The following is a 14,844-nucleotide window of genomic DNA, read 5'->3' on the forward strand; positions in this document are numbered from 1 at the left end:
GGGAGCGCATTAGAGGTTAATCCCCTTGAACATCGCCGGGGCAGGGGCGACATAGCGGGTCGCTATTCCAGACGAGGGCTTCATGTACGATCTTTCCGGCCGCAATACCCGCTTCGATCCGATAACCGGCGCACTGGTGCCGATGGTGGTCGAGCAGACCAGCCGCGGCGAACGCAGCTTCGACATCTTCTCCCGGCTGCTGCGCGAACGGATCGTTTTCGTGACGGGCGAGGTCGAAGACGGCATGGCCAGCCTCATCGTCGCTCAGCTGCTGTTCCTCGAAAGCGAGAATCCCTCTAAGGATATCTCGATGTACATCAACTCGCCTGGGGGCGTGGTCACTGCCGGCATGGCGATCCACGACACCATGCAGTACATCAAGCCGCGCGTTTCCACGGTCTGCGTCGGGCAGGCCGCGTCGATGGGCAGCTTCCTTCTCGCCGCGGGCGAGCCGGGCATGCGCATCGCGCTGCCCAATGCGCGGATCATGGTCCACCAGCCTTCGGGCGGGGCGCGCGGTATGGCCAGCGACATCGAAATCCAGGCGCGCGAAATCCTGCGCCTTCGCACCCGGATGAACAGCCTCTATGCCAAGTACACCGGCAAGACGCTGCCCGAGATCGAGAAGGCGATGGACCGCGACACCTTCCTCGAGGCCGACGAGGCGATGGCCTTCGGCATCGTCGACAAGGTGTTCGAGACGCGCCCCGAGCTTGACCAGACGGGTGCAGAGGCCGCGCCGCCCGCGAAGGATTCGTAAACCTCGCGCCTTCAGCCGGGCGAAAGGGTCCTTGCCCTATGCCCGGTTTGCGACAGGCTGCTGTTGATTAATGGGGCTCGCCGGCTAGACTTGGCGAGTCTCGTCCCCGGCTGCGGGGACGCATGGGATAGAATATGACCAAACTGAGCGGATCGGATACCAAGAGCACCCTCTACTGCAGCTTCTGCGGGAAATCGCAGCACGAGGTGCGCAAGCTGATTGCCGGACCCACCGTGTTCATCTGCGATGAATGCGTCGAGCTGTGTAACGACATCATCCGCGAAGAGACGAAGGCCGGCATCGCCGGCAAGAAGGATGGCGGCGTTCCCAGCCCCCGCGACATCTTCGAGACGCTGAACGATTATGTGATCGGCCAGGACCGCGCCAAGCGCGTGCTCTCGGTCGCGGTTCACAACCACTACAAGCGCCTCAAGCACAGCGGCAAGGGCGGTGAGGTCGAGCTTTCGAAGTCGAACATCCTGCTCGTCGGACCGACCGGTTCGGGCAAGACGCTTCTTGCGCAGACCCTGGCCAAGACGTTCGACGTGCCCTTCACGATGGCCGACGCCACCACGCTCACCGAGGCGGGCTATGTCGGCGAGGACGTGGAGAACATCATCCTCAAGCTGCTCCAGGCGAGCGACTACAACGTCGAGAAGGCGCAGCACGGGATCGTCTACATCGACGAGATCGACAAGATCAGCCGCAAGGCGGAAAACCCCTCGATCACGCGCGATGTGTCGGGCGAAGGCGTGCAGCAGGCGCTGCTCAAGCTGATGGAGGGCACCACCGCCAGCGTGCCGCCCCAGGGCGGGCGCAAGCATCCGCAGCAGGAATTCCTGCAGGTGGACACCACGAACATCCTGTTCATCTGTGGCGGGGCGTTCGCGGGCCTGGAAAAGATCATCGCCGATCGCTTGCAGAAGCGTTCGATCGGGTTCGGCGCTCATGTCGCCGATCCGGACAAGCGCCGCGTGGGCGAACTGCTCCAGAAGGCAGAGCCCGAGGATCTTCTGAAGTTCGGCCTGATCCCGGAATTCGTCGGCCGTCTGCCCGTCATCGCGACGCTGGAAGATCTCGACATCGAGGCGCTCGTCAAGATTCTGAGCGAACCGAAGAACGCGCTGGTCAAGCAGTACGCCAAGCTCTTCGATCTCGAAGACGTGCAGCTGACCTTTACCCCGGACGCGCTGGAAACGATCGCCAAGAAGGCGATCGAGCGAAAGACGGGCGCGCGCGGGCTTCGCTCGATCGTCGAATCGATCCTGCTCGACACGATGTTCGACCTGCCGACCACCGAGGGTCTTGCCGAAGTGGTGATCGACAGCGACGTCGTCGAAGGCCGCAAGGAGCCGGTGCAGGTATTCGAAGGCGGCGACGCCAAGAAGACAGGCGAGACCGCCGCTTAATCCGATCGGGCGGCCTTGCGCCGCCCGAGCATATCACGCTGCCGGCTTGGCGACCCGGTAGGTGACTTCGAAGCCCATGTGATCCGAAAGCATCGCCCCGCCGGGTTCGCGGCCGAACAAGACGGTTGCGTCCCTCGGCGCAAGCGTGGCGGCGGTGCCGTTGCCGATGAACTGCCAGTCGCGCCCCCGCCGCAATATCCAGCGCGCATCGGCGGGATCGCCGACCGCGGCGTCGCTGCGCGCGAGGCATCCGCTCAAGCCGTCGCGAACCGATGATCCTGGCGTGACGCCGCTCGTCGGCTCCAAAGCTGCCAGCAGCGCGGCGCGGCGCACCGGCCGCGGCCCCATGTTGAAGTCGCCTGCCACCAGCAGCGGGGTGGCCGGATCGTGGTTGGCGGAAAGAAACTTGCCCAACACGGCCGTCTGGCGCGCGTAGGCGGCATTGCTGCGCAGGTCCGGGACACCCGACGCGTGGCGTGAGTTGAGATGGGTGTCGACGATGTCGACCGGTGTGGAAACGCCCGGAATTTTCACTGTGACCATCACCGCGCCCTTGTTGGCCAGGCAATCGTAGCCGGCGCAGGCTCCTGCCGGGAAAGCCATCCGGCGCACGCGCACCACGGGATAGTCGGAGAGGATCAGAAGGCCGCTGTCGAGCACCTTGCCTTCGGTTTCGCCTTTCACCCACCGTCCCGCATCGATGAAGCGCCAGTCGGAGACATTGCCTCCGTCGCGCTCGGTGGCTGAAGGCCCGGCCACGACGTTGGCATAGCCGGCGGCCTTGCCGATCGCCTTGGCGTCATCGGAGAAGGCTTCCTGCAGCGCTACCACGTGTGGCTGACGGCCGCGCTGGCGCAGCCATGCCAGCCGCTCGCCAATCGATTCGAGCGCCGCCCCCCGGCCCCAGCGCACCGGCCAAGGCAGGCCTTCCACATTGTAGGTCATAACCGACAAAGGTGCCTGGGGATCGAGCGGGGGAAGCAGGGTGGCGGGGGCGGTATGGGCGGGTCCGCCTAGCGTCGCCGCCAGGACCACGCAGCCTGCAATGAAAATGGCCTTGTTCCGCACCGTGCCCTGCGTTCCCGATGCGACGGGATGGTCCGTCGCTTGCCAACATGACGCCGCGCGACGTGCGGGATCACATCAGCGCGCAGAAAAAATGCGTCTGTGGCTAGACGACGTGCTCGGGGTGCAAGGCGCAGTCAGCCTCGGTTTCGACCTGGATGGTGGGGTGGCCAATACCGAACCGGTGTTCCAGTTCGTGCGCCACGTTGTGGAGGAACACGTCTCCCGGATGACCCGCGGGCATGACGAGATGTGCGGTGAAAGCGGTCTCGGTGGTGCTCATGGGCCAGATGTGGAGGTCGTGCACGGCGGTCACGCCGGGCAGCGCGGCCAGCCAGGCACGCACCTCGGGCGGCTCGATCCCCTCGGGCACGCCAAGCAGGCCAAGCTTCACAGAATCGCGCAGCAGGCCCCAGCTGCCCCAGCCGATGATCGCGACGATGGCCAGGCTGGTGACCGGATCGATCCAAGCGGCGCCGGTCTTGGCGATAGCGAGGCCAGCCACGACCACGCCGGCGGAAACGGCGGCATCGGCGGCCATGTGAAGGAACGCGCCGCGCACGTTGAGGTCGCCTTTTCGGCCACGCATGAAGAGCAGCGCGGTGACGGTGTTGACCACGATCCCCACCGCGGCCACGGCCATTACCGTGCCGCCGGGAACGGGCTGCGGATCGGCCAGGCGGCGCAGGGTCTCGATGAGGATCGCCCCGAGCGCGATCCACAGCAGCGCGGCATTTATCAGCGCCGCCAGGATGGAGCTCGACTTCAGGCCGTAAGTGAACCGCTCCGACGGCGGCCGGGCGACCAGCACGCTCGCCCCCCAGGCGACGAGCAGGCCGAGAACGTCGCCGAGGTTGTGGCCGGCATCGGCGACGAGCGCCATCGATCCCGATGCGATGCCGTACCCAGCCTCGATCGCGACGAAGGCGGTGTTCAGTCCGACGCCGATGGCAAAGGCACGTCCGAACGAAGTCGGCGCGTGATCGTGGCCGTGCCCATCATGGCCGTGATCCCGGTGAGGCCCGGTTTCGACATGGTTTTCTGCGCTCATGAAGCGGGCCATTAGCGGGAGGGTACGGGTATGTCCCCTGCCTCGTTGTAAAAATGCCGCACTGCGGCAAAAAAAGGAGAAGCCGGGTATGGCGGGAATGCCCGCCGATCCAAGCATTTGAGCCCAAATTTGGAATAATCGGACGTTAGGCGTGCCTCCCGCGCAATCCTGTTTCAATTGTCACGATCTTGTCCCGGAACGCTCCCGGCGTTGTCAACGCATTGTCACATGAGGGGTGTTCTGGAGCGCCGCGGGCGTTTGTAGAAGCCCCCGCGAACATAGCTCTCACCTGCGATTCGCGGGGGGCAATCTCGACTTGGGTCACGGGTCCGGCAGCGCCGGAAAGATGGGGTTCACACGATGCAGCTGAAGTATTTCCTTGCCGCGAGCGCGGCCAGCCTTTCGATCGCATGCGGCCTGGCGACGCCCGTCGCCGCGCAGGAAACGACCTCGGGCATCCGTGGCACCGTCACCAACGCCGGCGCACCGGTCGCAGGCGCGACGGTAGAGGTCCTCAACACCGCCACCGGCGCGAAGACGACTGTCACCACCGGCGAAAACGGCGCGTTCGACGTCAGCGGCTTGCGTCCGGGTGGCCCCTATACCGTCTCGATCACCGCGCCGGGCTTCACCAGCACTCAGATCACCGACATCAACACCGTCGTCGCCCAGTCGTTCGAGCTGCCCATCGATCTCGCCACCGAGAGCGCCAGCAACGACCAGGTCATCGTCGTGACCGCCGGCCGCATTGCCGGTGCGCGTACGGTCTCGCAGGGTCCGGCAACGGTCCTTACCACCGAGCAGATCGCCAGCGTCGCCTCGGTCAACCGCGACATCCGCGATCTTTCGCGCCGCGATCCCTTCGCCCGCCTCGACGATTCGCCGAGCGGCGGCCGCGCGATCTCGTTCGCGGGTCAGAACGCGCGCTACAACAAGTTCTCGGTCGACGGCGTCGGCATCACCGACAGCTTCGGTCTCAACACCGACGGCCTGCCCAGCCGCCGCTCGCCTATCCCGTTCGACGCGATCGGCCAGTTCCAGGCAAAGGTTGCGCCGTTCGACGTGCGCGAAGGCAATTTCCAGGGCGGTTCGATCAATATCGTCCTGCGCTCGGGCACCAACGACTTCCAAGGCACCGGTTTCTACGCTTATTCGAGCGACGAACTCAGTGGCACGAAGACCAAGGCCGGCCCCGGCATCCCGACCGGAACGGTCACGCTGCCCAACTTCAAGTACCAGAACTATGGTGCGGAGCTGTCCGGCCCGATCATCAAGGACAAGCTGTTCTTCATGATCGCGGGTGAGCGCCTGCGTGCGAACCAGCCGATCGCCGAAGGGCCGATCGACAACAACGCCGGTACCGCAATCCCCTCGCTGACGCAGGCGCAGGTCGACACGATCAGCGGCATCGCCAAGTCGAAGTACAACTACGACACCGGCGGCGTCCTCAAGGGCAACAACGACCGCGACGACCGTCTCGTCGCCAAGCTCGACGCAAACATCTCCGACACCCAGCGCGCGTCGCTGACCTACACTTACGCCAAGGACGCGATCAATCTCGTCCAGAACGCGTTCACCACGCCGCCTCCGGGCCTCGGCCTTGCTTCCAACGCCTATGTCAGCAGCAACCGCCTGCACACCGGCGTCGCGCAGCTCAACTCGGACTGGAGCGACGAGGTTTCGACCGAAGTCCGCGGCTTCTACAAGGACTACGTGCGCGGCCAGGATCCGCTGCTCGGTCGCGGCTTCGCCCAGTTCCAGGTCTGCACCGCGCCGACTTCGGACCGCACCAACACGGGTGCCCCGACTTCGGCCAACATCAACTGCCCGTCGGGCTTCGCAACCGTCAGCTTCGGTCCGGACATTTCGCGCCAGACCAACGCGCTGAACGTCAAGAGCTACGGCGGCCTTGCCCAGATCCGCTACAAGCATGACGATCACGACCTGCGCATCTTCGCGGAGGTGTCGAACACTAAGACGTTCAACTCGTTCCTGCAGCGTTCGGCTGGCGACTACTACTTCGACTCGATCGCCGACTTCCAGGCCGGCAACGCGCAGCGCTTCCGCTACGGCAATGCCATCCCGACGCTGGTGCCCGAGGATGCGGCGGCAAACTTCCGCTATCAAGCTTACGTCTTCGGCATCCAGGACAACTGGCGCGTGAACGACATGCTGACCGTGAACTACGGCATGCGTTACGACCTGTACGGCGGCAACAGCCGTGCGGCGCTGAACCAGAACTTCGTCAACCGCTACGGCTTCCCGAACAACAAGTTCCTGTCGGGCCTCGGCATCTTCCAGCCGCGTCTGGGCTTCAACTTCAAGCCCACGCCCACGCTGTCGTTCCGCGGCGGCGTCGGCATCTTCGCGGGCGGCACGCCTGACGTCTATGTCTCGAACAGCTTCTCGAACACAGGTATCCTGACCAACGCCATCGAGATCCAGCAGGCGAACAACGGCACCTACACCGGCACCAACCTTCCCGCCGGCACCGGCGCCGCGGTCCTGACCAACGTCACCGGGACATCCATCCCGGCGGCCGCGAACAGCTACCTGCTGGCCGGAACGGTTTCGGCCAACTCGCCGACCAACGCCATCGATCCCGACTTCAAGATCCCGTCCCAGCTGCGTGCCACGCTCTCGGCGGACTGGCAGCCGGACGAGATGGGCCCGCTGGGCAGCGGATGGCAGTTCGGCGCCGACCTGTTCTATTCGGAAGTCCGCGATCAGGTTTTCTTCCAGGACCTGCGCGTTCGCGCCAACGGGCTGACTACGCCTGACGGCCGCTCGCGCTATACGCCGATCACCTCGTTCACCGACACCAACTCGGACCTGTTGCTCACCAACTCCAGCCAGGGCCGCAGCTACATCGCGGTTGCGCGGATCCGCAAGTCGTTCGACTTCGGCCTCGAGACCGGGCTGAGCTACACCTGGGAAGACATCAAGGACCGCAATCCGGCCACCTCGTCGACCGCGTCGTCGAACTATGCCGCGGGCGTCTCGCTCGATCCGAACGGCCCGGCCTACGGCATCTCGAACGACCAGGTGCGCAACGCGTTCAAGGCTGACATCAACTTCAACCACGCGTTCTTCGGTGACTACAAGACGAACCTCGGCATTTTCGGCGAAAGCCGCAACGGCCGTCCGTTCAGCTACACCTTCCGCGATCCGGCCTCGCGCTCGACCGTGTTCGGAACCATCGGTTCGGGCAGCCGCTACCTGCTCTATGTCCCGACCGGCCTGACCGATCCGAAGGTGTCGTTCGCCAACGCGACGGTGGCCCAGCAGTTCGATGCCTACATCAACTCGACGGGTCTGGGTAAGTATCGCGGGATGATCGCGCCGCGTAACGCGTTCACTTCGAAGTGGATCACGAAGGTCGACCTGCACTTCTCGCAGGAGCTCCCGACGTTCGTGGGCGATTCGCGCTTCACCTTGTTCGCCGACGTGGAGAACTTCACGAACCTGCTGAACAAGAACTGGGGCCAGACCCGCGAGTACGCGTTCCCCTACACCGTGGCTCCCGTCACTGTGCAGTGCCTGACCACCCCGGTGACGACCGGCACGGCGGCAACCTCGGCCCAGGTCGCGGCGAATGCCGGCCAGGCCTGCGCCCAGTACCGGTATGACGCGAACATCAAGGATTCGTCAGGCAACTTCGTGGCGCCCAGCGACACGATCTATCCGAAGCAGTCGCTCTACACGATCCGGATCGGCGCGCGGATCAGCTTCTGATCGCAGCCGCTTCGGCGAAGAATTGGGGCGGGGGAACTTCGGTTCCCCCGCCCTTTTTCTTGCCGGAGTCTCGCGCCCGGCAACTTGCGTCTCAATAGACGCAGGCGTCCATGCCGTCGCCGCGCACGACCCGGCTGTTGGCGGCGATCGCGTTGCCGTGGCGGCGGGTAAAGCCGCTGGCTCCGGTCACCGCGCGCTTTTTCGGCGCGGGGAGGGCGGCCGCGATACGCGCGGCCTCAACCCGGGTCAGGCTTGCCGCGCTCTTCCTGTAATAGCGCTGCGCGGCCGCCTCGACGCCGTAAGTGCCGATCCCGGTCTCGGCCACGTTGAGATAGACCTCCATGATCCGGCGCTTGCCCCAGACGTTCTCGATCAGCAGCGTGAACCAAGCCTCCAGACCCTTGCGGAGATAGCGGGTCCAACCGGTGCCCTGCCACAGGAACACGTTCTTGGCGGTTTGTTGGCTGATGGTTGAGCCGCCGCGCAGGCGGCCGCCGCGGGCATTGCGTTCGGCCGCCCGCTGGATAGCGTCGCGATCGAAGCCGTCGTGGCTGCAGAACTTGGCATCCTCGCCCGCGATAGCCGCATCGACCATCGTGCGGTCGATGTCGGACAGGCTGGTCCAGTCCTTGGTGATGCCGTTGGCGTCCATCAGCATCGTTGCGGTGATGGGAACGGGCACGAACTTGTAAAGCAGCGTGAACCCTACGCTCAGCGCCAGGAACCAGATGATGAGCCGCCCGACGAACCAGCCGACGCGGTAGCCGGAAGAGTGGGATTTCTTGGGGCGGGATGGTCGAAGATTAAGGGCCATGCCACCGGTTAGCGCGGCATGGCCCCTTCGTCATGCGTCAGTTGCAGGCTCAGGCGATGGCGAGGTGCATCTGCTGGAGGAGGAGCGCGGTATCGTGGCCGGCCACGTCGTGGAACAACGCTCCGGCGCCCGAAGCATGGCTCGCCGCAGCGCCGCCGTCGTAATCGGCCACGCCCAGAAGGGTTACCGAACCGCCCTTGCTCATCTGCAGGACGGTGTCGGTCTTCCCGTCACCGTTGACGTCGCCGTGCGTCTCGTTCCGCACGCCTACGCCGTCGGCGAATACCAGGCTGTCGAGCCCGGACTGTAAATCGGTGATCGTGTCGTCACCGAAGCCGAGACCGCTGAAATCGAACACGTCGGCTCCGTCGCCGCCGATCAGGATATCCACCCCGCGCCCACCGACAAGCAGGTCGTTGCCTGCGCCGCCGTTCAACGTGTCGTCGCCGTTGTCGCCATAGAGGCTGTCGTTGTCGGCCATGCCGAACAGCGCGTCATTACCGTTGTTTCCGTGGAGCACGTCGTTGCCGGAACCGCCGCGAACGGTGTCGTTGCCATTGTTGCCTGAAAGCGAATTGGCGGTGGCGTCGCCGTTCACCGCGTCGTCGCCGTTGCCGCCGTCGTGCGGCGATTCCACCTTCATCAACAGGAGCTGGCCTTTCTCGACCGTGGCCGGATCGCCGGTGGCCGCGTGAACCTGGGCATCGAGCAGGTAGGCGCGGATATCGGCAGTCCCGAAGATCGAGGTAACGTCGATTACGCCAGACGATTCCTCGTCCTGGGTGATGAAGCCAGCCGATCCCGGAGCGAACTGGGCGGGGTCGAAGGTCGAGATGGCATTCAGCGTGTCATGGGCGATGTCATATTCCCACACGCGGGCGATGTAGCTCTGGTTGCCCGGATCTTCCTGCAGGATCACCTTGCCGTCGGCGACGGTGATGTTGTCGAACATCTTCTGGCCTTCGGACCCGTCCAGCACGGCGACGATGGTGCCGCCTAGTTCGGGGTGGGCGATGTCGGTGAAGGTTGCTTGATACAGCCGCGAATTGCCGGTGAAGCTGTTGGTGGTGGTGAAGTAGAGCACATTGGGGTTGTCAGGGTCCCAGGCGCTGTCCTCGGGGCGCAGGAAGGTGGTCACGCCCTCGCTGACGCTTTCCGCCTCTATCTGTGCGCCCGTCAGATCGCTGACGTTGCCGTTCGGTCCCAACTGGTCGAGCGTGAACGAGCCTGAAACCGCAGTCCCGTTTGTTTCCGCGGACATGCCGGCGACCTTGATCCCGTAGAAGGCTCCGCCGCTTAGGCCGGCCTGTTCGATCTCGCTGCCGCCGGCCTGCTTGTCGCCAACATAGATGTAGACCTGGCCACCCGTGCCGTCGTCGGTCATCGCGACGATGGTCTTGTCCTGCGCCAAAGGATTGGCGGTCAGGTTCTCGAACGACATGTTGCCGAGGAACGGCAGCTCATAGGCGGTGCCGGCGTGCTCGCCGCTGATAATGGTTGCGACCGCGCGACCTTCGACGCCGCTTTCCTCGCCGGTAAGATAGATGCGTGCCTCGGTTCCGAGCCCGCTGGCGGGGTTGAGGAATGCGGTCGGCTGGGCGAGATCACCCGAACAAAAGCGGCTGAAGGCAAGCGTGCCGGGCGCATACGCGTCGGCCGCGTCGTTCCAGACATTGAGGGACTTGATCGCATCGTCGCCGCTCAGGACCGCGAGGGTCGCTTTGTCGATCACGATGCGGTCTATGAACGAGCCGATCGACCCATGGTCGCGAAGCACGCCCGCAATTCCGCCCAATTCGTGATTAACGATCACGGTCACGGTGCCGTCGCCGTTGTCGAACGCGCCGATGCCGTCGGGAATGCCCGCGAAAATTCCGGTCGTGCTGCCCGGCAGGGCATCGCCCACCGTCAGGATCGAAGTGAAGCTGACATTCGGCTCGAGGGCCAGGAGATAGGGGTCGGTCGTCGTCGAAGGTCCGATAGGCATCGCGCGTTCCTTTCGCTGGAGTCGCGCGAATGCCTACCGGGCGGATGCGTCGCCCGGGCTACAGATTGGTGACGGTTTGGGGACACTCCTCACGATACGGGCCGCGCCCCTCCTGGCCTTCGTGCGGCCCGGAGCAGGGTCGACCGGATCGTGATTCAGCCAGCGGCGAGGGGGATCAGGCGTTCCCCGGCGATGCGCTGCATCGCCTTCTGCAGCTTCTCGAAGGCGCGAACTTCGATCTGACGAACGCGCTCGCGGCTGACGTTGTAGACCTGGCTCAGTTCCTCAAGCGTCTTGGGCTCTTCGGACAGGCGCCGGTCGGTCAGGATATGGCGCTCACGCTCATTGAGGACGTCGAGCGCCTCGCCCAGCATTTCGTGCCGCATCACGGTTTCCTGCGCCTCGGCCACGGTCTCGTCCTGGAGCGGGCCGGTGTCGGCCAGCCAGTCCTGCCATTGCCCGTCGCCATCCTCGCGCATGGAGACGTTGAGCGACGCGTCGCCGCCCATCATCATCCGGCGGTTCATGTTGACGACTTCCTGCTCGGGCACGCCCAGCGTGGTCGCGATCGAACGGACGTCCTCGGGATGCAGGTCGCTGTCCTCGAAAGCCTCGAGGTTTTTCTTCATCCGGCGAAGGTTGAAGAACAGCTTCTTCTGCGCCGCGGTCGTCCCCATCTTCACGAGACTCCACGAACGGAGGATGAATTCCTGGATCGACGCCTTGATCCACCACATGGCGTAGGTCGCCAGGCGGAAGCCGCGATCGGGCTCGAACTTCTTTACGCCCTGCATCAGGCCGATGTTGCCTTCCGAGATCAGCTCGCTGACCGGCAGGCCATAGCCGCGGTAACCCATGGCGATCTTCGCCACGAGTCGCAGATGGCTGGTAACCAGCTGTGCCGCGGCCTCGGGATCCTGGTGTTCGGCGTAACGCTTGGCGAGCATGTACTCACGCTCAGGCGTAAGCAGCGGAAACTTGCGGATTTCCGAGAGATAACGATTGAGCGAAGCCTCGCCGCCGAGGGCTGGCATGCTGGGAAGATTGCTCTTGTCACTCACCTGAACTGAACCGTCCTTTCAACGTCGATCCTGTTATTGCCGCAACCTTTAGCAAGCATCGCGGCGGAGGACCACATAGGGTTTCTATTTGCAACCCATCTAGATATTGCCGTCTCAACTCGAGCCGGCCACCCCGGGAGTTGAACCGCCCAATCCTTCGATCAGTTCCCGCATGTCGGCAGGCAGGTCGCTGGAAAAGGCAAGCCGCTCGCCAGTCGTCGGGTGGAGAAATCCGAGCCGCGCGGCATGAAGTGCCTGGCGGCGGAACCCGAGCGTGGAGAGCAAGGGGCGGAGGCGGGGGGGAATGCGTCCATAGACAGGGTCTCCCAATAGCGCATGACCGATTGACGCAAGCTGAACCCGGACCTGGTGCGTCCGTCCGGTTTCCAGCCGGCACTCGATCAGCGCCGCCGAATCGAGGCGCTGCAACGTGCGATAGTGAGTTACGGCATGCTTGCCCTTGCCTTCATCGACGAGCGCCATCTTTTTCCGGTCGAAGGTCGAGCGGGCGATATGTCCGCGGATCGTGCCCGAGGGAGGCGCAGGATGGCCACCGCACACCGCGAGGTAGGCGCGCTCAATTGAATGGTCGGCAAACTGCGCCGCGAGCCCTTCGTGCGCGGCGTCGGTCTTGGCCACGACGAGAAGGCCGGAGGTATCCTTGTCGATCCGATGGACGATGCCGGGCCGCGCCACTCCGCCGATGCCTGATAACTGGCCGGCACAATGGTGGAGAAGCGCGTTCACCAACGTTCCGTCGAGATTTCCCGCCGCGGGATGGACGACCAAGCCGGCCGGTTTGTCGACCACGATGAGGTCGGAGTCCTCGTAAGCGATGACGAGCGGAATATCTTGCGGCCGCGCCTCGGCTTCGACCGTTGCCGGTACGACGATCCGCCATGGCGTTCCCGCCGCGGGCTTGAGCGAGGCCTGGCTCGCGGTCTTGCCCGCGACATAAATCCGCCCCACGCCGAGGAGCGCCTTGACCCGCTCGCGCGACAGGCCGCTAGCCTCCGCCAGGGCCTTGTCGAGGCGCTCGCCGCCGTTTTCGAAGGTGCCTTCGAGAACGCGTTCGCCCGAATTGATGCTTTTGTCGGCCCCCATCGCATCCCCCATGATATGCATGTGGGCATGACGGTGACAGTGACAAGTAGCTTGATCGAGGAACTGCGGCGGCTGGCGGCCCAGTCGGCGCCCGAGGAGTGCTGCGGGCTGTTGCTGGGGGACGAGCCATTGGCGGTGGCACAGTCCTGCGCCAACGTATCGGACGAGCCGCGCCGCCGGTTCGAGATCGACCCGGTCGCCCTGATCGCGGCCCACAAGGCCGAACGCGCAGGTGGGCCCCGGCTCGCCGGATATTTCCACTCGCATCCCGAAGGCCCGGCCGAACCGTCCTTCACCGACCGCGCGCTCGCCAGTGGGGACGGGCGGGTGTGGGCGATAGTCGGAGCGGGCGAGGTCCGCTTCTGGCGTGATGGCGCAGGCGGGCTTGAACTGCTTTCCACCGTCGTCACTGATGGTTAAGGGCTGGCGGGCGCGCGCCGCGGCGCTCCGATCTCCTGCTCCCAGCGAAAGTGCCTGAATGAACACCGATCTGCCCGACAGCACCTCCGGCCTCGAACTCGCCAGCCTTCTTTGCTCGCGCCTGTGCCACGATCTGCTGAGCCCGGTGGGCGCACTGTCCAACGGTCTGGAGCTGCTCGCGGACGAGAAGGATCCGGAGATGCGCAAGCGCTGCTTCGAGCTGCTCGAGCAGAGCGCGAAGGCGAGCGCGGACAAGCTGAAGTTCTTCCGCCTGGCGTTCGGCGCGGCGGGGGGTTTCGGCGAGATGGTCCCCGTGGCCGAGCCGCGCGCTCTCGTCGATGCGCTGGCGGGTGGGCGGATTACCGTGAACTGGGCGCTGGCTGGCGATGCGCTGCCCAAGCCGGCGGTAAAGACACTTTTGAACCTCTCGATGATCGGGATCGAGGCGCTGGTGCGCGGGGGCACGCTCGATATCGGGGCGGAACTGCGCAGCGGAGCAAGCGAGATCGTCATTCGCGCGGCAGGCCCGCGCATCGCCTTCGATCCCACCGTGGGTCAGGCCCTCGACGGAACGCTGCCGGCGGAGCAGCTTTCCAGCCGTACCGCACCCGCCGCGATGCTTCACCAGCTTGCCGCGCACCATGGCGGCGGCGTGCAATATGCGCTGAGCGAAGAGGCGCTGGTGATGGGCGCGGTCCTGCCGCAAGGCTGAGCAAAGGCGCGGGGGAGATTGGGCCATGGACGAACTGGTGACCCGAGAGAACCTTTCGCCCAACTGCAACGACCGGGCGTTGCCGGTCTCGCTCGTCGTCCTTCATTATACCGGCATGCCGACCGCGGCCGAGGCGGAGGCGCGGCTGTGCGACCCCACCGCTGGCGTTTCCGCGCACTACCTTATCGAAGAGGACGGGACGGTCGTGCGGCTCGTTCCCGAAGATAAGCGCGCCTGGCACGCCGGCAAGAGCTTCTGGCGCGGGCTGAACGACATCAATTCGGCCAGCATCGGGATCGAACTGGTCAATCCGGGGCACGAGTGGGGCTATCGCCCCTTTCCCGACGCGCAGATGGAGGCGCTCGTCCCGCTGCTGGCGCGGATCGTGCGCGTCCACGACATAGCGCCCGCCAATGTCGTCGGCCACTCTGACGTCGCCCCAGCGCGCAAGGACGATCCCGGCGAACTGTTCGACTGGCCGCTGCTCGGCCGGCTGGGGCTGGCGCTGGAAACGCCCGCGGCGCGGCTCGACCCGCTGTGGACCGATGCGGCGTTCCTGCTCGCGCTTGAACGGTTCGGCTATGACGTGACCGAAGGGCGCGCGGCGGTGCGCGCGTTTCAGCGCCGCTTCCGTCCGGCCAAGCTCGATGGCGAGATCGACGGCGAGATCCGCGCGATCCTGTTCGCGCTGCTGTTGGACCGCGACGAGGGGCGTGCTAGGTAGTG

General features: G+C 64.9%; 12 protein-coding genes. 6 read left to right on the forward strand and 6 right to left on the reverse strand.

Going from position 1 to position 14,844, the window contains the following annotated elements:
- Positions 1-82 precede the first annotated feature (82 nt).
- The gene (locus ACFO0A_RS05375; protein WP_379537937.1) at positions 83-760 is read left to right on the forward strand and encodes an ATP-dependent Clp protease proteolytic subunit; all 678 of its coding nucleotides are present in this window, start codon (positions 83-85) and stop codon (positions 758-760) included.
- Positions 761-894: 134 nt separating this feature from the next.
- Entirely contained in the window at positions 895-2,169 is a 1,275-nt protein-coding gene (gene clpX / locus ACFO0A_RS05380) for an ATP-dependent Clp protease ATP-binding subunit ClpX (protein ID WP_379537938.1), read from the forward strand.
- A 33-nt stretch (positions 2,170-2,202) separates the two neighbouring features.
- Here clpX and ACFO0A_RS05385 read toward each other — a convergent pair whose 3' ends face one another.
- Together ACFO0A_RS05385 and ACFO0A_RS05390 are read right to left on the reverse strand one after the other, a co-directional pair.
- Complete coding sequence (locus ACFO0A_RS05385) at positions 2,203-3,114, reverse strand: endonuclease/exonuclease/phosphatase family protein (protein ID WP_379537939.1); 912 nt, start codon at positions 3,112-3,114, stop codon at positions 2,203-2,205.
- Positions 3,115-3,340: 226 nt separating this feature from the next.
- The gene (locus ACFO0A_RS05390) at positions 3,341-4,285 is read right to left on the reverse strand and encodes a cation diffusion facilitator family transporter (RefSeq protein ID WP_379537940.1); all 945 of its coding nucleotides are present in this window, start codon (positions 4,283-4,285) and stop codon (positions 3,341-3,343) included.
- A 360-nt stretch (positions 4,286-4,645) separates the two neighbouring features.
- Here ACFO0A_RS05390 and ACFO0A_RS05395 point away from each other — a divergent pair, with 360 nt between their 5' ends.
- Positions 4,646-8,020, forward strand: coding sequence for a TonB-dependent receptor (locus tag ACFO0A_RS05395; protein WP_379537941.1), 3,375 nt, complete (start codon positions 4,646-4,648; stop codon positions 8,018-8,020).
- 91 nt (positions 8,021-8,111) lie between these two features.
- Here ACFO0A_RS05395 and mtgA read toward each other — a convergent pair whose 3' ends face one another.
- From mtgA to ACFO0A_RS05415, 4 genes are all read right to left on the reverse strand, one after another.
- On the reverse strand, positions 8,112-8,834 hold the full coding sequence (gene mtgA, locus ACFO0A_RS05400) for a monofunctional biosynthetic peptidoglycan transglycosylase (protein WP_379537942.1): 723 nt from the start codon (positions 8,832-8,834) through the stop codon (positions 8,112-8,114).
- A 49-nt stretch (positions 8,835-8,883) separates the two neighbouring features.
- Positions 8,884-10,821 carry a hypothetical protein gene (locus ACFO0A_RS05405; protein ID WP_379537943.1) on the reverse strand — a complete coding sequence of 646 codons (1,938 nt, stop codon included), beginning with the start codon at positions 10,819-10,821 and terminating at the stop codon, positions 8,884-8,886.
- Between the two features lie 155 nt (positions 10,822-10,976).
- Positions 10,977-11,855 (reverse strand): RNA polymerase sigma factor RpoH, encoded by an 879-nt coding sequence (gene rpoH, locus ACFO0A_RS05410; RefSeq protein ID WP_379538170.1) that lies wholly within the window; start codon positions 11,853-11,855, stop codon positions 10,977-10,979.
- A 141-nt stretch (positions 11,856-11,996) separates the two neighbouring features.
- A complete protein-coding gene (locus ACFO0A_RS05415; RefSeq protein ID WP_379537944.1) occupies positions 11,997-12,986 on the reverse strand; it encodes an RluA family pseudouridine synthase in 990 nt (329 codons plus the stop codon).
- A gap of 39 nt (positions 12,987-13,025) precedes the next feature.
- Between ACFO0A_RS05415 and ACFO0A_RS05420 the strand changes: the two genes are divergently transcribed.
- From ACFO0A_RS05420 to ACFO0A_RS05430, 3 genes are read left to right on the forward strand one after another with little or no spacing between them, the layout of a single operon-like run.
- Positions 13,026-13,406: a M67 family metallopeptidase gene (locus tag ACFO0A_RS05420; RefSeq protein ID WP_379537945.1), complete on the forward strand. Its 381-nt coding sequence runs from the start codon at positions 13,026-13,028 to the stop codon at positions 13,404-13,406.
- Positions 13,407-13,464: 58 nt separating this feature from the next.
- A complete protein-coding gene (locus tag ACFO0A_RS05425; RefSeq protein WP_379537946.1) occupies positions 13,465-14,118 on the forward strand; it encodes a histidine phosphotransferase family protein in 654 nt (217 codons plus the stop codon).
- Positions 14,119-14,143: 25 nt separating this feature from the next.
- Entirely contained in the window at positions 14,144-14,842 is a 699-nt protein-coding gene (locus ACFO0A_RS05430) for an N-acetylmuramoyl-L-alanine amidase (protein ID WP_379537947.1), read from the forward strand.
- The last annotated feature ends 2 nt before the right edge of the window (positions 14,843-14,844 follow it).

It is taken from the genome of Novosphingobium tardum (assembly GCF_042652045.1).
Classification (GTDB): Bacteria; Pseudomonadota; Alphaproteobacteria; order Sphingomonadales; family Sphingomonadaceae; genus Novosphingobium; species Novosphingobium tardum.